The 18035-nt window shown below is 42.8% G+C and carries 17 protein-coding genes; 12 read left to right on the top strand and 5 right to left on the bottom strand.

Going from position 1 to position 18035, the window contains the following annotated elements:
- Nucleotide 1: 1 nt before the first annotated feature.
- Nucleotides 2-922 (top strand): ribose ABC transporter substrate-binding protein RbsB, encoded by a 921-nt coding sequence (gene rbsB / locus ACQKFG_RS16455; protein WP_427560697.1) that lies wholly within the window; start codon nucleotides 2-4, stop codon nucleotides 920-922.
- A gap of 203 nt (nucleotides 923-1125) precedes the next feature.
- Here rbsB and gdhA read toward each other — a convergent pair whose 3' ends face one another.
- Entirely contained in the window at nucleotides 1126-2508 is a 1383-nt protein-coding gene (gene gdhA / locus ACQKFG_RS16450; RefSeq protein WP_192207341.1) for an NADP-specific glutamate dehydrogenase, read from the bottom strand.
- Nucleotides 2509-2664: 156 nt separating this feature from the next.
- Here gdhA and ACQKFG_RS16445 point away from each other — a divergent pair, with 156 nt between their 5' ends.
- The 3 genes from ACQKFG_RS16445 (at nucleotide 2665) to ACQKFG_RS16435 (ending at nucleotide 6273) form a co-directional block, all read left to right on the top strand.
- Nucleotides 2665-3567 (top strand): LysR family transcriptional regulator, encoded by a 903-nt coding sequence (locus tag ACQKFG_RS16445; protein WP_192207340.1) that lies wholly within the window; start codon nucleotides 2665-2667, stop codon nucleotides 3565-3567.
- A gap of 404 nt (nucleotides 3568-3971) precedes the next feature.
- A complete protein-coding gene (locus ACQKFG_RS16440; protein ID WP_427560813.1) occupies nucleotides 3972-4964 on the top strand; it encodes a PTS transporter subunit IIC in 993 nt (330 codons plus the stop codon).
- Between the two features lie 109 nt (nucleotides 4965-5073).
- Nucleotides 5074-6273 carry a class I SAM-dependent rRNA methyltransferase gene (locus ACQKFG_RS16435; RefSeq protein ID WP_192207339.1) on the top strand — a complete coding sequence of 400 codons (1200 nt, stop codon included), beginning with the start codon at nucleotides 5074-5076 and terminating at the stop codon, nucleotides 6271-6273.
- Nucleotides 6274-6359: 86 nt separating this feature from the next.
- Here the strand turns inward: ACQKFG_RS16435 and ACQKFG_RS16430 are convergent, their stop codons facing one another.
- Together ACQKFG_RS16430 and ACQKFG_RS16425 are read right to left on the bottom strand one after the other, a co-directional pair.
- Entirely contained in the window at nucleotides 6360-7031 is a 672-nt protein-coding gene (locus ACQKFG_RS16430) for a lysoplasmalogenase (RefSeq protein ID WP_427560692.1), read from the bottom strand.
- A gap of 135 nt (nucleotides 7032-7166) precedes the next feature.
- Nucleotides 7167-8429: a dicarboxylate/amino acid:cation symporter gene (locus tag ACQKFG_RS16425; protein WP_192207337.1), complete on the bottom strand. Its 1263-nt coding sequence runs from the start codon at nucleotides 8427-8429 to the stop codon at nucleotides 7167-7169.
- Nucleotides 8430-8590: 161 nt separating this feature from the next.
- Between ACQKFG_RS16425 and ACQKFG_RS16420 the strand changes: the two genes are divergently transcribed.
- The 3 genes from ACQKFG_RS16420 (at nucleotide 8591) to ACQKFG_RS16410 (ending at nucleotide 10902) form a co-directional block, all read left to right on the top strand.
- Nucleotides 8591-9397, top strand: a complete 807-nt coding sequence (locus ACQKFG_RS16420) for an alpha/beta fold hydrolase (protein WP_427560688.1) — start codon at nucleotides 8591-8593, stop codon at nucleotides 9395-9397.
- A 283-nt stretch (nucleotides 9398-9680) separates the two neighbouring features.
- The gene (locus ACQKFG_RS16415) at nucleotides 9681-10436 is read left to right on the top strand and encodes a threonine/serine exporter family protein (RefSeq protein WP_192207335.1); all 756 of its coding nucleotides are present in this window, start codon (nucleotides 9681-9683) and stop codon (nucleotides 10434-10436) included.
- Between the two features lie 16 nt (nucleotides 10437-10452).
- The gene (locus ACQKFG_RS16410; RefSeq protein ID WP_427560684.1) at nucleotides 10453-10902 is read left to right on the top strand and encodes a threonine/serine exporter family protein; all 450 of its coding nucleotides are present in this window, start codon (nucleotides 10453-10455) and stop codon (nucleotides 10900-10902) included.
- Between the two features lie 104 nt (nucleotides 10903-11006).
- Here ACQKFG_RS16410 and ACQKFG_RS16405 read toward each other — a convergent pair whose 3' ends face one another.
- Together ACQKFG_RS16405 and ACQKFG_RS16400 are read right to left on the bottom strand one after the other, a co-directional pair.
- Nucleotides 11007-12545, bottom strand: coding sequence for a solute symporter family protein (locus tag ACQKFG_RS16405; protein WP_098370283.1), 1539 nt, complete (start codon nucleotides 12543-12545; stop codon nucleotides 11007-11009).
- A gap of 14 nt (nucleotides 12546-12559) precedes the next feature.
- Entirely contained in the window at nucleotides 12560-12898 is a 339-nt protein-coding gene (locus ACQKFG_RS16400; protein WP_349728614.1) for a DUF485 domain-containing protein, read from the bottom strand.
- Between the two features lie 268 nt (nucleotides 12899-13166).
- On the opposite strand from ACQKFG_RS16400, the gene ACQKFG_RS16395 reads away from it, so the two are divergent.
- The 5 genes from ACQKFG_RS16395 (at nucleotide 13167) to ACQKFG_RS16375 (ending at nucleotide 18005) form a co-directional block, all read left to right on the top strand.
- The gene (locus tag ACQKFG_RS16395) at nucleotides 13167-14117 is read left to right on the top strand and encodes an efflux RND transporter periplasmic adaptor subunit (protein WP_192207332.1); all 951 of its coding nucleotides are present in this window, start codon (nucleotides 13167-13169) and stop codon (nucleotides 14115-14117) included.
- Nucleotide 14118: 1 nt separating this feature from the next.
- Nucleotides 14119-14859, top strand: a complete 741-nt coding sequence (locus ACQKFG_RS16390) for an ABC transporter ATP-binding protein (protein ID WP_342614863.1) — start codon at nucleotides 14119-14121, stop codon at nucleotides 14857-14859.
- Nucleotides 14807-15976, top strand: coding sequence for an ABC transporter permease (locus tag ACQKFG_RS16385; RefSeq protein ID WP_427560679.1), 1170 nt, complete (start codon nucleotides 14807-14809; stop codon nucleotides 15974-15976). The genes ACQKFG_RS16390 and ACQKFG_RS16385 overlap by 53 nt, the downstream gene beginning before the upstream one ends.
- A 108-nt stretch (nucleotides 15977-16084) precedes the next feature.
- Nucleotides 16085-16756 (top strand): response regulator transcription factor, encoded by a 672-nt coding sequence (locus ACQKFG_RS16380; protein ID WP_192207331.1) that lies wholly within the window; start codon nucleotides 16085-16087, stop codon nucleotides 16754-16756.
- Nucleotides 16757-16766: 10 nt separating this feature from the next.
- A complete protein-coding gene (locus tag ACQKFG_RS16375; RefSeq protein WP_427560675.1) occupies nucleotides 16767-18005 on the top strand; it encodes a sensor histidine kinase in 1239 nt (412 codons plus the stop codon).
- Nucleotides 18006-18035: the final 30 nt, after the last annotated feature.

The raw sequence follows: 18035 nt of genomic DNA, 5'->3' as shown, positions 1-18035 counted from the left end.
AATGAAAAAAATAGTATCAATTATCCTGGTTCTTTCTTTAATGGTCTTGGCTGCCTGTTCAATGGACTCTGGTTTATCGGATGATAAAAAAGAAAAGAAAGGCTCCATGAAAGACGTGAAAGTCGGAGTCAGCATCTCTACTTTAAACAACCCATTCTTCGTTTCCTTAAAAGATGGCATTGAAAAAGAAGCAAAAGAAAAAGGCATGAAAGTCACAGTTGTTGACGCCCAAGATGATACGGCAAAACAAATTAGCGGAATTGAAGATTTAATTCTTCAAAAGGTTGATGTCCTTCTTGTGAATCCTACTGACTCTGCGGCAATATCTTCAGCCGTTCAATCAGCAAATGAAGCAGGCATTCCAGTTATCACGATTGACCGCTCTTCAGACGAAGGTGACATTGAAACATTCATCGCTTCCGACAATGTGGCTGGCGGGGAAATGGCTGCAGAATATCTAGTTAAGGAGCTTGGCGATAAAGCGAAAGTAGTGGAGCTTGAAGGGGTATCCGGAGCATCCGCAACTCGTGAACGCGGGAAAGGTTTCCACAATATTGCGGACAAGCAGTTAGATGTCCTGACAAGCCAAACGGCGGAATTCGACCGGACAAAAGGGCTTAATGTCATGGAAAATATCCTGCAAGGCAATAAAGACATCCAAGCGGTATTCGCCCATAATGATGAAATGGCACTAGGAGCCATTGAAGCAATCAAGGCAGCAGGAAAAGACATCATCGTGGTTGGTTTTGACGGAAATGATGATGCATTGAAAGCAGTTGAAAACGGTGAACTAAAAGCTACAATCGCCCAACAACCGGCACTTATCGGTGAAGAAGCGGTTAATGCGGCTGAAAAAATCCTAAAAGGTGACAAAGTGGATGACACAATATCCGTTCCATTGAAATTGGTCACAAAAGAATGATTGTCTTTCAACAAAAAGAGTGCCGGAACTTTTCCGGCACTCTTTTTTGTCGTAAGAAAGAAATGTTTTTAATCCAATTGATGTTATCTAATTGTGGATACCCAGCTTGAATTGAAATGAATGAGTGGGATAAGAAAGTGAAAACGCTCTTTTACAAAAGTAAGGCGGTCCTTGTCGGAACCGCCTCCTAAATCAACTGATTGCTAGAGTATACCTTGAGTCAGCATCGCATCCGCCACTTTAAGGAATCCGGCAATATTGGCCCCGACAACTAAGTTGCCAGGCACACCATATGCCTCTGCGGCCTCTACACTATTTTTATAGATGTTTTTCATGATCTCGTGCAGCTTGGCATCGACATCTTCAAAAGTCCAAGGCATTCTGGCACTGTTTTGGGCCATTTCAAGTGCAGACACGGCAACGCCGCCTGCATTGGCCGCTTTTGCTGGTCCAAAAAGGATGCCGTTATTAAGGAATACATCAATGGCCTCGAGGGTTGAGGGCATATTAGCACCCTCACCAACTGCCTTCACATTGTTTTTGACCAGTAATTTTGCTGCTTCTTCATCGATTTCATTTTGTGTGGCACAAGGCAGTGCGATGTCACATGGTACAGACCAAATGCCATAGCTTCCTTCATGGTATACGGCTTCCGGGTGAGCATCGACATACTCGCTCAAACGTTTTCGTTCCACTTCTTTTAGACGTCGAACTGTGTCAAGGTTCAGACCATTTTCATCATATATATAGCCATTGGAGTCGCTGCATGCAACAACTTTTGCGCCTAGCTGTGTAGCTTTTTCAATGGCATAAATGGATACATTGCCAGATCCGGAGATAACGACAGTGCTGCCATGGAATTGTAATCCTTTGTCTTTTAGCATTTCTTCGACGAAGTAAACCGTTCCATAACCAGTCGCTTCTGTACGGGCCAAACTTCCGCCGTAACTTATGCCTTTACCGGTTAAGACACCAGCATGGTAGCTGCCTTGCATCTTTTTATACTGACCGAACAGGTAACCGATCTCCCTTGCACCGACTCCGATATCTCCAGCCGGTACATCTGTATCAGGTCCGATATAGCGAGCTAGTTCTGTCATGAAACTTTGGCAAAAACGCATGATTTCCGCGTCCGATTTTCCTTTAGGATCGAAGTCCGATCCGCCTTTTCCCCCACCGATCGGCTGGCCAGTAAGAGAGTTTTTAAAGATTTGCTCGAAACCAAGAAACTTAATGATGCTGGAATTGACAGTGGGATGGAATCGAAGACCGCCTTTGAATGGCCCGATTGCACTGTTGAATTGTACACGAAAACCACGGTTAACTTGAACATTTCCCAGGTCATCAACCCATGAAACACGGAAGGTGATCATTCTTTCGGGTTCAACCAGCCTCTCCAATATTCCGCTTTTCATATATTCAGGATGTTTTGCAAAAACGGGGACCAATGAAAGGAATATCTCTTTTACGGCTTGATGGAACTCACTTTCGTGGGGATTGCGCTCCTTCACCTGTGCATATACTTGACTTACGAACTCTTTGGCAACTTGTAATTCCGTATGCTCGACTTCTTGTGAAGTGGTCATTGTTCTCTCTCCCTTAAGGTAATTTATTCTTAAAATACAATTGAATAAGATATCAGTCTTTATACGATACTTTCATGATATAATTTAAAAATAAAACAAACAATCTGAATATTAGATAAGTAACATGCTGTTTTGATATGGAAGAGGGAGCTTAGAGTGGAATTAAGGCAAATCGAATATTTCATTGAAGTGGCAAAGCGTGAACATATGACGGAAGCAGCGGTGAACTTGCATGTTGCCCAGTCGGCAGTCAGTCGTCAAATCTACAATTTAGAAGAAGAATTAGGTGTTCCCCTATTTATCCGGGAAGGCCGAAAGATCAGATTGACGCCTATAGGACATACATTTTTAATGAATATGGAACAAGCTATGGATATAATCGATCGTGCCAAGCGTGAGATGGCTGAAAGTCTGGATCCAGAAAAAGGGACAATCCGCATTGGCTTTCCCAGCAGTTTGGCTTCTTATGTATTGCCAAGGGTCATTTCCGAATTCAGGGAAAGTTATCCGCAGGCAAAGTTCACTTTGAAACAAGGCTCATATCGATACCTGATAGATTCGGTAATAAAAGGTAATATTAACATGGCCTTGATCGGTCCTCTGCCGACGAATGAAAAGAAAATCAAAGGTGAAACGCTATTTATTGAGAACTTAGTTGCCCTTTTACCAGAAAGTCATCCTTTGGCCTTGAAGAAATCACTATGCTTGAATGAGCTTAAAGGAAATCCGTTCATCCTATCTCCAAAGGGCTATGTTTTAAGGGATCTTGTCATGAAAGCTTGCAAACTGCATGGTTTTGAACCGGAAGTGGCATTTGAAGGAAAAGATACTGATGCTATAAAAGGCCTGGTGGGGGCAGGGTTGGGTATAACCTTGATACCTGAGATTTCCTTGATTGATAGCTTGCCACGTTTTACGGTTAAATTGCCGCTGGAGGAACCGTCGGTAACCAGGGCTGTAGGGGTCATCGTTCCAACTGATAGGGAACTTATGCCAACGGAGAAATTGTTTTACCAATTTTTGAAGGACACTTTTGCAACATTGGAAGGTTTTCAATAAGAATAAGGTGGGTCTCTATTAGAGCGAGATATCCAGCTAGTGAGAGAATCCTTGAATCGGGTTCTTTTTTTTGTCGCAAATGTCTCGAAATATCTTCCATGTAGCACATCCTAAAAAAGGAAAATCTATTTTGGAATAATATAATATTAGTATTTTCTTGTATAATAATGGGTTAAACCTTTATTTTTGAAAACGCTTTTATTTTATTAGAATAAAAATACTTCTTACATTATCAGAAAATTCATGTTATTATACGAGCAGACGTTATAGGAAGCGGTGCAATATACTTAATAGGCTTTTAAAATGAAGACCTTTATTTTTTTTGCATTTTACAAAATTGAATATTTTGATAATTAATAAGGAGTGGAGATATAGTGAGCAGGAAAGAATACTTCAGCGATCGAATGTACAAGGCATCGACAGGGATAGCCAACGCTGTTTTGGTTACATTAGGGATCGGGTTATTGTTTGAATCCATAGGGGGATATTTAGATTGGGAGGTCTTCCTGGCAATAGGCGGGGCCGCAAAGGTCTTGCTGGCACCGGCTTTAGGAGCAGGCATCGCATATCAGCTAGGTGGAAATTCATTAATTATCTTTAGCGCCATGGCTTCAAGTACTGTTGGGGGTGCTGCCATTCATAGAACTGCTGAGGGTGCTTTCACGATTGTTACGGGTCAGCCGCTAAGTGCTGTCTTGGCAGCAGTAATTGCAACATATATAGGTAAGCGCCTAATCGGCAAAACGAAGTTGGACATCATGGCCATCCCAATGGGAGCAGTTCTTGTCGGTGGAGTTTCGGGATATGGCCTGGCTCTTGTCACCACTCCGCTCCTAACATGGATAAGCAGCCAAACCACCGCTGCGGTCGCAGGTTCTCCCTTAATCGGTTCAATGGTCATTGCCTTGGTATGGAGCATTTTATTGATGACACCGGCGTCTTCCGCTGCACTGGCGATCGCTCTGCAATTAGATCCCGTTTCCAGTGCTGCAGCTCTAATCGGATGTACCGTTCAGTTTGTAGGGTTCACTGTCATGTCTTATAAAGATAATGATATGGGCGGGTTCCTGGCACAGATGATCGTTACGCCAAAAGTTCAATTTCCTAACTTAATCAAGAAACCATTATATGCCGTTCCGCCTTTTGTGGCTGCAATCATCTGTGCGCCTATCGCTACCTTGGCATTCGATTTTCAAGTGCCGTATGAGCTTGGAGGCATGGGGTTAAGTTCAATGATTGCCCCGATTGCCATAATAACTGGTCAGGGGTTGTACACGTTCCTGGTTTATGTGGCAGTGGGTATGGTATTGCCAGCTTTGATCACACTTGCATTGCATCGGGTATTGAAGATGATGGGTAAAGTTAAGCCAGGAGATCTTCATTTGGAAGTTTCATAATCAAAGTTTTCTAGAAACCAGCCTGGTTAAGGAACCGGGCTGGTTTTTATTTATAAAGGGATTAGGGTAAAATGGGGAGGAAAGCATATGCATAGATAGGATGATAAATATGGGAAAAGAAATAGATATAAAAGTGAAAGCTAAGTTCGTGAGTAAAATCGCCAAGGGTTTTCCCTTGATTGTTAAAGAGTCGATAGCCAACCTTAATGACCTTAGGGAAGAGGGGTCATTGGTGCATTTGGTGGATGAAAACAACCGGTTTCTGGCAAAAGGATATTATGGTAAACAGAATAAGGGCTATGGCTGGGTATTGACCCAAAGAGAAGATGAAAAGATTGATCAAGCCTTCTTTACCGGCAAAATCCAGGCAGCATGCGAATTCCGAAAGTCATTTTTTGAAGATGGGGAGACTACCGCTTTCCGCTTGTTTAATGGGGAAGGTGACGGAATTGGCGGTTTAATCATTGATCATTATGATGGTCACTATGTCATTAGCTGGTATAGCAAAGGAATATATTCCTTTAAAGACTACATCATTAAGGCATTGCAGGAAACGGTCGAGGTTAAATCGATTTATCAGAAGAAACGCTTTGATACAAAGGGGCAGTACGTGGATGAAGACGATTTTGTCATGGGCGAACAGCCGGCATTTCCGCTTCTTGTAAAGGAAAATGGAGTCCACTTCGCTGTTTATCTGAATGATGGGGCAATGGTCGGTGTCTTCCTTGATCAACGCGATGTCAGAAAGAAAATCCGGGATGAATATTCAAAAGGGAAAACGGTGTTGAATATGTTCTCCTATACGGGGGCATTCTCCGTGTTTGCCGCTTTAGGCGGTGCAGTTAAAACAACGAGTGTTGACCTGGCGAATCGCAGTTTACCAAAGACGATCGAGCAGTTCAGTGTGAATGGCATAGATCCTGAAGCTCACAATATCGTGGTGATGGATGTTTTCAAGTATTTTAAATATGCGGTGAAGAAAGCATTGAAATTTGAAATGGTCATCCTTGATCCGCCCAGCTTTGCCAAATCGAAGAAGTTTACTTTTAGTGCCGGGAAAGACTATACGAATCTATTGAAGGATACCATTTCCATTACGGAAGACAATGGGATCATTATCGCCTCAACTAATTGCAGTACGTTCGACATGAAAAAATTCAAGAGCTTCATTGATGTTGCTTTCAAGGAAATGAATGGAAAGTATGAGATCATGGAACAATTCTCATTACCGGCTGATTTTAAAACAAGCAGGGAATATAAGGAAGGTGATTATTTAAAAGTAGTCTTCATTAAGAAAATTAAAGGTTGAAAAAGGGCGTCCACAGTTCCATTAGAGCTGTGGATGCCTTTTTTAATCAAAAATTGTTTCATGTGAAACGAACGGGTATTCGGGGTTCAAAGGTTTGGCCGTTCACTTTGCAAATCTTTCGATAACTGGAAAGAAGGTTTCATGCGAATGCTGTTAGCGATGCAAAACTGGGCTGCATAGTAGGTAAGCATGATCAGTGGTCCAGAATAGGCAACATCATCGATGAATTTGTTCCAAGATAAAATGGAGTCGGAAATCACGAACAGGACCCCGCCGATGATGACGGCCGCATTGCCGGTCATGAATGCCGCCCAGCCCATGAAGGAGATGACCGTTACATAACAGATTACAGGGATGATGAGGTCATGTTCACCTTTTTCAATTAACGAATGTACAATTTCACGTCCAATCCAAGTGGAGTAAATGCTAATCGGAAGAATCACAGCAAATCGGAGCCATGAAAAGTTCCACAGTCTAAAGAATGCTGAAATATAGAAAAGGTGGCCGATCAAGAAGGCACAAAGCCCGATGACGAACCAGATTAACAAAGCATCTCCAAGCATGCAAAAGAATAGACCAAGAAGTATGAAGGATTGGTATCGATCCCGTCTTCCCACATTTGTGAAGGCGTAGAGCAAAATTAATAACATGGGAATGACCTTGAACATGATTTTAATGATTAAAGGCTCTTCCGGTATAAAAAAAATATATAATAGTCCCGTGATAAGGATTGCGGCAGGTAAACATTTCATTAACATTCAAATCCCTCCTTCAGTCTTTAATTCTATGTAAGGGATAGGAACCCCTTGTCAATTAAAGTACTGTTTGAAAGAAAGTCGCAAAAATGAAAAAACTGGCTCCTGTTTTAACCAGGAGCCAGTCAGTTATAAGAATCATACAGCTTCTTTAATGAATGCTTGTTTTAACCATTTTTTTCCCTCAACTAGCCTTGTGACAAGCATGGCACAAACGGTGTTTCCTGTTGAGTTAAGCAGTGTGGCAGGAGCATCGATGATCGTAGATATAACGGCAATGATCGGCAGGACTTCAACAGGGAAGCCGAATACACTCAGAATCAGCATTTCCCCAATCATGCCGCCCCCAGGAATGGCACCCATAACGGCTCCAACCAAAAAGGCAACAGCCAGTATACTTAAAATGCTTGATATGCTTGTCATATCTTTTCCAAATAAGCTGAATAGGAAAACGATTTTCAATACCCCGCCGAATACCGAACCATCTTTATGAGTGTTGGCTCCGAGTGGGATGACAGTCTCCGCTATATCCTTAGGCACGCCCATTTTCTTGACTGATTCCAGATTGACTGGAATGGATGCGGCACTAGAACAAGTTGCAATGGCTGTAATGGATGGTGTCAGGGCGTTTTTCCAAAATAGTTTAACTCCATCTTTCCCGCCTGCGATAAAGGCATACAAAGTGAAGAAGCCGAAATAATAAATCAAGGCCAAGACTAGATAAAGAATGAAAGTGCGAGCGTAGCCTTCTAAAATCTGCGGCCCAAGCTGCCCGATTATCGCCGCAAAATAAGCACCAAGTCCAATTGGAGCATAGTACATGACGATTTTGACGACCTTCATCATGACAGCTGTACCCGCTGTCAAAAACTCGGTAATCGGTCTTGCTTTCTCCCCGACCAGTGCAGTGGAAAGTCCGATTAATACCGAGAAAACGATAAGCTGAAGCATATTGCTTCTAGAGAACAGTTCTGGGAAATCGGAAACGGTTACAGTGTTGACCAGCTGACTGAAGAAAGAAACTTCTTCGATGGTCTCTTCAGGGGAACTGTTTTCCATCAGTTCCTTAATGGCTGTCGTATCTGTGCCTTCCAACGGATTTACGATGGTTGTCCCAATAAATCCAATGACGGCAGCTAAAGCGGCTGTTGTCAGGAAAACGAGAACGATGCTTCCCATGATTTTTCCGAGACGCTTCATTCCGCTCATATTGGCAATCGCTGAAGCAATGCTGAAAAATACCAATGGCACGATGATCGTGAACATCAGATTTAAGAATAAGTCCCCTAGCGGCTGTAAGACCGAGGTTTTTTCCCCGAAAACCACGCCAGCTATCCCACCGATAATAATGGCAGTCAGTAATATTAAAGAGGATCGATAGTTTTTGATAAAGCTCTTCATTAAATTTCCGTCCTTTCAGGATGAAGATATCAATAAAATATACTTCATTATCAACTCTAAAATCAGGTTTGACAATATATTTTTATAGGAAGGAATGTTAAAAGATGAAACGCAATAAATAATAGGGAATGGATTTGAAAATATCGTGGAGGAGGGATGGAATGGCATTTATTGAGGTGGAAGAGGGCGTTCGGTTGTTTTATGAAGAAAAGGGCCAGGGAAGACCGGTTATTTTTATCCATGGTGTGTGGATGAGCAGCCGGTTCTTTAAAAGGCAGCTTCCGTACTTTTCAGAGAAATATAGAACAATCTTACTTGATTTAAGAAGCCATGGTCAGTCAAACCATGTACATTACGGAAATACGGTCTCCGTTTATGCAAAAGATCTTCAATCATTCATAGGTAAACTGGGGTTAAAGGATGTCATACTTGTAGGCTGGTCCATGGGCGCATTTGTCGTCTGGGATTATCTTAAGCAATTCGGTGAGGGAAATATTCATTCAACCGTGATTGTGGATGAATTGGCCTCTGATTTTAAGTGGCACGATTTTAATATCGGTGCATTTGATATGGACACGTTGATTGCCTTCATGACTGAAATTCAAACGAATCGTGCCCCATTTTTACAAAGCTTCCTTGCTTCCATGTTCAACAATGAATTATCTGTAGGGGATGCAAGCTGGATGCTTAGGGAAGTGACCAAAATGCCGGAATCCATTGCCAGTAGCATTCTATTTGACCAATCGATTGTAGACTATCGTGAATTCTTGCCAAAAATCAATATTCCGACACTTCTCTGTTTTGGAAGGCATGAAAAAGTAATTCCTGTTGCAGCAGGGGAACATTTGCATGAAAATATTCCGAATTCCAAACTAGTAATCTTTGAAGATAGTTGCCATTGTCCATTTATGGAAGAAAGCGATTTGTTTAATGAAACCGTGGATTGCTTCATTCAAAAGGGCGTATAGTCATACTGGACGGGAAAAAGGGGATGCAGGGTTCGTGCCCGCACTCCTTTTATTTATGGTTATAAATGAATCTTTCTGTTAACTAAACGGTTTCGGCAAGAAATAAGGGGAATACTGGTACTAAGGAAGTCTGAAGTGGCGGTTAATGGAATTGATAAATTAAATAGGTAATATTTTTATATCCTTTTCACGGGAATTGGGCTATTATGAGGTGGATTTAACTTGGTATGATCGTTATCTGTTATAGAGGGAAACTCATGCAGGAAGTGATGGAGAGGATAAAATGGATGAACGTTTACTATACAATGAAATTATAGATGTATGTTTACTTGCGGGAAAAATCATGCTTCAGAACGGAGCGGAAACTTCACGGGTGGAAGATACGATGGTAAGAATCGCTGCAGCGTTTGGATGCGGTGACTCACATAGTTTTTCGACCCCTACAGGAATTATTTTTTCGCTGGATGGCATGCACCCGGCTTCAAAATTAATTCGAGTTTCCCAACGATCTACAGATTTACATAAGGTGACGCTGGTCAACAGTATATCCCGAAGCATTTCCAGCAAGGAAATGACACCGGAGGAAGCTTATTTACAGTTAAAACAAATCGAAAAGGCAGGGATGGGGTATCCCATGTGGGTACAGGTCTTTGCTGCGTTTATATCGAGCGGCTGCTTTTTAATCATGTTCCAAGGCCAGTGGAATGATTTCATCTGGTCCTGTATAGCTGGAGGAATGGGTTTCTCATGCCTGTTTTATTTGCACCGGTTACTGGAAGTTCGTTTTTTTGCTGAATTCATCGCCTCATTAGTCGTAGGTCTAGCAGCTATGTTCTTTGTCCAGATTGGAGTCGGAAGTCATTTGGACAAGATAATCATTGGAGCGGTGATGCCGCTTGTGCCAGGGCTGTTAATTACGAATGCAGCAAGGGATTTAATTGCAGGACATTTGGTTTCGGGCCTATCCAAGGGTGTTGATGCAGGTTTGACTGCTTTAGCCATTGGGGCAGGAATATCGGCTGCGTTTGTTTTCTTATGATTTAAGGGGAGGTAGAATGATGATTGCACAGCTTATTACAAGTTTCATTGCCTCAGCCGCCTTTGGAGTCATCTTCAATGTACCAAAAAATTCATTGTTACAATGTGGTTTCGTAGGGATGTTAGGATGGATCTTATACTTTTTTCTGGTTGAAAATAAGATAAACAGCATCATGGCAACATTAGCGGCTGCATTTATCGTTGCGGTTATCAGTCAGTATTTTGCTAAAAGGTATAAAACGCCGATCACAATTTTCAATATATCAGGAATCATCCCGCTCGTGCCTGGAGGTTTGTCGTATGATGCGATGAAGCATTTTGTCGGAAATGATTTTTATGTTGCCGTTCAGTTGGCCGCCAAGGTCTTCATGCTGGCTGGTGCCATTGCGATGGGGCTGATCTTTGCAGAAGTTATGAACCAGTTAGTAACTAAGTACAATAGAAGGAAGTTAAGATTGAGAAGTTAGCAGGAATCTTCTTGATATATGTTTCTAAATAAAGAGAAAGGAGATCAGGCCGAACCCTAATCTCCTTTCTCTTTTTAGTATTTTAAAATAATAAGTAAGCTAGCTTATATAGGATCTTTCATCCCAGTGTTGGCTGTAACCAAAATTTCGTCGAATTTTTTTGCATCAGCTTTCTTGCTTGACAGAAGTGTTCCGGCGATGGCTGCGATAAAACCAATCGGGATGGAGATGATGCCTGGATTGGCAAGCGGGAATAATGGCTCCCCGACGAATATTGCTGCTCCCTCCACCGGTGACCAGACATTGGGACTCAGGAACACAAGCAATAAAGAACTGACCAGTCCAACTAACATGCCCGTGACAGCCCCAGCTGTGTTAAAACGTTTCCAGAATACCGTGAAGACAATGATGGGCAGATTGGCACTGGCAGCGACAGCAAAGGCAAGTGAAACAAGGAAGGCGACATTCATGTTTTGGGCAAATAAGGCAAGGATGATGGAGAGGACGGACACCCCGATCGATGCCCAACGAGCAGCAACGACTTGTTCCTTGTCAGTGGCTTGGCCCTTCCGGATGATGTGGCCATAGAAGTCATGGGCAAAAGCAGATGCTGCCGATAGAACGAGGCCTGCTACAACCGCTAAAATGGTAGCGAAAGCAACTGCAGAGACAAAGGCGAACAGGAAGTCACCCCCAATGGCTTCGGCAAGCAGCGGGGCAGCCATATTCCCAGCCGCATTCGCGCCAATGATTTTGTCGTATCCAACAAAAGCTGCCGCTCCAAATCCCAGGAAAATGGTCATTATATAAAAGATGCCAATGATCCAAGTGGCATATACTACGGACTTTCGGGCTGTGATGGCGTCTTTCACCGTAAAGAAACGGATGAGAATGTGAGGAAGTCCTGCTGTACCGAGTACAAGCGCTAAATTAAGGGATAAGGTATCCAAGGGATCCTTGAATTTGTTACCGGGGTTGAGGAAATCCCCGCCCAAAGGAGTGGCTGTTTTCATCTGCTTGAACATCTCGATCACGCTAAAGTCGAATTTCGCCAATACGATGATGGAGATGATGAATGTACCTGCCATCAATAAAACGGCTTTGACGATTTGGACCCAACTGGTGGCCGTCATACCGCCAAATACGACGTATACGGTCATTAAAATGCCTACAATGATGACGGAGTAAAGATAATCAATTCCAAGTAAGAGTTTTATAAGGGCACCTGCACCGACTAATTGGGCGATCATATAAAAGGTTGAAATGGAAATGGTGTTAAGGGCAGCGACCCCGCGTACTTTCTTTTCATTGAAACGGGCAGCAATCATGTCCGCCAATGTATACTTGCCAAGGTTACGGAGCGGTTCGGCCACGATATAAAGAACGACCAGATATGCAACCAGAAAACCTATGCTATAGAAAAAACCATCAAATCCAGAGAGTGCGACCATGCCGGCTATCCCCAAAAACGAGGCAGCGGACATATAATCCCCCGCAATGGCCCAGCCATTCTGCCACCCGGTAAGGCTGCTGTCCGCCGTATAAAAGTCCGCGGTCGTTTTGGTGCGCCGCGAAGCAAAATAGGTAATGACCAATGTTAGCCCGACAATGATTAGAAATAATATAAAAGCAAGTATATTCATTGTGAATTCACCTTTTATCCTTTCGCTTCTTTAACGATTTTTTTCACTAATCGGTCAAATGTCGCAGCTTTTTTCGAATAGAGGATGCATAATGTCCAGGTCATGATAAATTGAGCGAAGGCAAAAATCCAGGCCCAGCTGATTGCCCCGAAAGCATAGGAGTTAAGAACTTTAGAATAGGAAGTTAGTATAGGTAGGGTGAAATAAAAGACCATGAAAAAGATGGATAGCGGGACGATGAAATTGCGTTTTTTCCTTAACAGTTCTTGAAAAGATTGTGATTGGACGATCTTGGTGTAGTCCGTGGAAGCGCTTGCCTCGGTTTCCTTAGCGATTGAATCGTTTGATGCCAAGTTGGTTCCCCCTTCATCATCATTGATTTAGATTTCATTACTAATTTCCGATAACAGTATCAGTATATAATTTTCAGAATATATTGTAAATTTAAATGCTGAAATTAAATCTTTTTTCGTTCGACACCGTTTTAATTTGTTCGTACAAGCAAGGACGTGTGCCATGCGTACGGAAGATCATGGAAATCAAACGCATGGCCATTAAGGAAAAGTTAAGCTTCTTTCACGATACTGGTTTCAATGAAGGAAATCTGAAAGGAGAAAAGTGATGAAAAAGTGGATAATGATATGTACGGTTTTAGTGCTGGCGATTGGGGGATGCGCTTGGTTTTTCATGAAGGACAGTGCTGAGCCTGTCATCGCAAAGTCGGTAACCGCAACAGTTGAAAAGGGAGATCTTGAAGTTCAAATAAGCGGTTCCGGATCGGTCGCCGCAATCAATAGTGAGGACATCACTTCCTCTGTAACGGGTGAAGTGGATGAAGTCCTTGTAGAGAAGAATGAATTGGTTGAGAAAGGTGATGAACTTATTACCTTCACGGATGGAAGTGACCCGATAACTGCCCCATTCGATGGTACCGTTACAACAATGGATGTTGAAGAAGGCGATCGTGTATCAAGCGGTGAAGTTTTGGCACATGTTACGGATTATAAAAAATTGAAAACCACGATCAGTGTAGATGAATTGGATGTTCCAAGTGTTAAAAAAGGACAAACGGTTGAAATTAAAGCCAGTGCTTTTGAAGATGAAACGTTTACGGGGGAAGTGACCAGTGTAGCAAAGGAAGGTACATATGAGAATGGAGTTTCTTCGTTCGATGTTACGATCAAAATTGACAAACCCGGCGATATAAAAATTGGGATGTCGACTGAAGTGAGCATTTTGACGAATAGTGTTAAAGATGCTTTATATGTTCCGATTGAAGCAGTCCAAATGGATGGTGAAGAGAAATATGTAAATATACAACAATCCGGTACAACTGAAGGAACTGCCAGTACAAAGAAAGCGGTTGAGACTGGGATCAGCAATGATAGGTATATTGAAATAACTTCGGGACTTGAAGAGGGCCAGTTTGTTTCCTTGCCCATCACCATCAATGAAAGCTCGACTGGAAGTGGCGGTGAAGGAATGAGGGGAGGCCAAGGAGGCGAAATGCGAATGCCGAGCGGCGGGATGCCAAACGGTGGCGGAATGCCAAGCGGCAAGGGAGGTCAGTAAAATGGCGAAACCCATCATAGAAATTAGGAACATGTCTAAATCATATGAATTAGGCGGTGAAACGGTTAAGGCACTTCAAGATGTCTGTCTTACAATCGATAAAGGCGATTTCATTTCGATCATCGGTCCTTCTGGGTCAGGAAAATCGACATTCATGAATATGATTGGCTGCCTTGACAAGCCTGACATAGGTGAATATCTTCTTGATGGAAAAGAAGTGGAAAAGATGAAGGATAATGAGTTAGCTGCCATTCGTAATATTAAAATAGGATTTATCTTTCAAAATTTTAACCTGTTGGCAAAACTGACAGCGTTGGAAAATGTCGAACTTCCCCTGGTTTATAGAGGGGCAAGCGTGAAGGAAAGAAGAAAAGTGGCCAATGCATGCCTTGATATGGTAGGCCTGAGTGACAGGAAGAATCATCTGCCGAACCAACTGTCGGGCGGACAACAGCAAAGAGTTGCGATTGCAAGGGCACTTGCCGGTGACCCGCCCGTTCTATTGGCGGATGAGCCGACGGGGGCCTTGGATAGTAAAACGAGTAAAGAAGTGCTGCAGATGCTGAAAGAATTGAACGAAAAGGGACAAACAATCATTCTAATAACCCATGACTTGGAAGTGGCAAAAGAAGCGACTCGTGTCGTCCGGATACAGGATGGTCAGCTATTTGAGAACGGAGGTGATTGGATTGAACCTGAGCGAATCAATGATAATGGCTATACGCAGTATCAAAACCAATAAAGTCAGAGCATTTTTAACCATGCTTGGGATCATAATTGGAGTTGCCTCCGTAATCGTTCTGGTTTCGATCGGGCAGGGTTCCTCACAGTCCGTTCAGGATGAGATCAATAGCCTTGGAACGAACTTGATAACGGTAAGTGTCACGGATACCGACTCCGTGGAGCTGACGGATGATACAATTGAACAGTTTAAAGAGCTGAACGGGATATCGGAAGTGGCGCCTGTGGTCACCGGACGCGTTTATGCTAAAAACGGAGAAGCTTCGGCACAGGTTTCAATGACCGGTGCAACTTCATCCTACTTATCGGTTAGGGATCTGGAGCTCAGTCAAGGCCGATTTTTGACTGATATGGAAACGGAATTAAGATCCAAGGTCGTCGTCCTGGGGTCGGATACAGCCAGCACGCTTTTTGAAAATCAAAAAGCTGTGGACCAGAAAGTGCTTATCGGCGGAGTTTCCTATCGCGTGATTGGTGTGCTGAAATCGGTAGGCACCTCAATGGGGTCGAACGGGGATGATGTAATCATTGCACCGATCACCACTGCCGAAAGGGCTACAGGCAGCACAACAATCGGAACCGTGTATTTAAAAGCGGAGAACGAGAAAATCATGGATAGGGCGATGTACCAGGTACAAGGTACGATGACCACATCATTCCCAGAACAGAGTGATAATTATTCGGTGTCCAATCAAGAAGATCTGATGGATACAATGAGCTCTGTGTCGGATACGTTCACACTCATGCTTGGCGGTATAGCCAGTATTTCGTTACTGGTGGGCGGAATCGGGATCATGAATATCATGTTGGTTTCCGTATCAGAAAGGACCAAGGAAATCGGGATTAGAAAAGCAATTGGGGCAAATCGGAAATCGATTCTTCTTCAGTTTTTGATTGAAGCGATGGTCCTGAGCTGCTTCGGGGGATTGTTGGGGGTTGGAATCGGATTGGGAATCGCAAAATTGATTTCAGTTTTTTCAAGCTTAACGATCAGTTATTCATGGTCGGTAACACTGTTTGCTTTCTTATTCTCCATTTTAATCGGGATAATGTTTGGTGTATTTCCTGCCAATAAGGCATCCAAATTAAATCCAATCCAGGCACTGCGTCACGAATGAACACACAATTTGAAAGAAAGCAGGCGATTAAAAGCCCGCTTTCTTTTGCATATGAAAAAGGATAAAATCAACATATATCACTATTGAGGCGGTTGGGAGGTACCCTGCATGAAGGTTTTGGTGGTAGAAGATAATGTTTCATTATTAGAGTCGATCCGACAGATTCTGACGGATGAGTATGAAGTGGATACTGCGGATAATGGGGAAGATGGGCTATTCATGGCTCAGCAAAGTATATACGATATCATCATTTTGGATGTAATGCTTCCGGGAATCGATGGATTTGAAATCGTACGGAAAATCAGGGAAGCAAAAATAGATACAAGTGTCTTGTTTTTGACGGCAAAAGATGCACTTGAGGATCGTGTCAGAGGATTGGAAATGGGTGGCGATGATTATTTAGTCAAGCCGTTTCAGGCACCGGAACTTAAGGCTAGGATTCGTGCCCTGCTTCGAAGGAGTGGCATTTTATCGCTTGAGCAGCATGTGAAATACCGTAATATTGAACTGTTGGAAAAAGAAAAGGATATTTTAATTGATGGGAAGGTCATTAAAATGACCTTGAAACAGTTTGAATTACTGGAATACCTAATTCAAAATAATGGGAAAATATTGACCCGTGAGCAGATTTTCGACCGCATTTGGGGGTTTGATTCAGATACGACGATTGCCATTGTGGAAGTGTTCATCCATCACCTTAGAAAAAAATTGGAACCTTTCAATTACCATAAAGATATTCAAACCGTCCGGGGGATTGGTTATATGCTAAAACAACCATAAGGGGATCATTATGTTCCAAAAAACACGCCTTCAACTAACCATATTGAATTCTATTGTCTTTATTGTCTTAATAGCCATTTTAAGCAGAACAATTTATTTTTATACGGAAAATCAGATTTATAGGGATGTCAATGATTCACTTCAACAGGATTACAGGGATTTCAATAATGGCGGCAGGCCAGGCGGACGTCCGCAAGGTGAGTTTCTCTTAGGACCGGGACCGAGCGTCATCATTTGGGGGCCGGATGATACGATCATTGAGCCAAGACTAAGTGCAGACAATTTCTATAAGGTCAATGAATTGGAATTTTACCCTGAAAGATTTGAAGAGATTGAAGAAATATCGGTGAATGGATACACGTACCGTGCACTTTCCACCAAGGTCGATACGGAGTATGGAAAGATGACCGTACAATTCATCAGGAATGTGGATACAGAAAAGGAAATGCTCGATCGCTTGCTGCTCATCTTGTTTGTTGGTGGAGGAATTGGAAGTTTGGTGGCGGTAGGCGCAGGCTATCTTCTGGCAGGACGGGCCCTGATCCCTGTCAAGAAATCCTGGGATCAGCAGCAGCAGTTTGTCTCGGATGCTTCGCATGAAATTCGCACGCCGCTTGCTGTCATTCAATCGCGGGCTGATTTGCTATTTCAATCACCGAACGCGACCATCGAGGAAAAGGCCGTTGATATATCCATCATTTCTAAAGAAGTCCGGCGATTGAATAAACTTGTTAACGGACTTTTAACCTTGACCAGAACGGATTCGAATCAAATCGAGGTTAAGAAATCGAACTTTTTCCTTGATGACTTACTAATGGATATCGTGGAACAGTATAGGGATATAGCCTCTTTTCAAGAGAAATCAATCATTAGCCATGCTCCTGAACAGGTGGTGTTTCATGGGGATAAAGAGAGAATTCATCAGCTATTGGTGATCTTGGTGGATAATGCCATGAAATTTACCGAGGAAGGCGGGGAGATTTCCCTATCCTGCATCAAGAATGCTTCATCCATCATTCTTACTGTTGAGGATAATGGAGAAGGCATTCCGCAGGAAGATCTCCCTTTGATTTTTAACCGTTTTTACCAAGTCGAGCAATCCCGTTCAGCAAATGAAGGCTCCGGCTTAGGTTTATCCATAGCCAAATGGATTGTAAACACACATCAAGGGAACATCAAGGTTACGAGTGAACAAAATGAACGCACCCGGTTTGAAATCACTTTTCCGAGAAATCAAAAGAAAACTTAATCCAACAATAATGCCATCCAATACGAAAAG

It is taken from the genome of Peribacillus sp. NPDC076916, from assembly GCF_050269675.1.
Taxonomy (GTDB): domain Bacteria; phylum Bacillota; class Bacilli; order Bacillales; family DSM-1321; genus Peribacillus; species Peribacillus aracenensis.
Note: the sequence above shows the minus strand (reverse complement) of the source record. Positions and strands in the feature narration are given on the sequence as shown.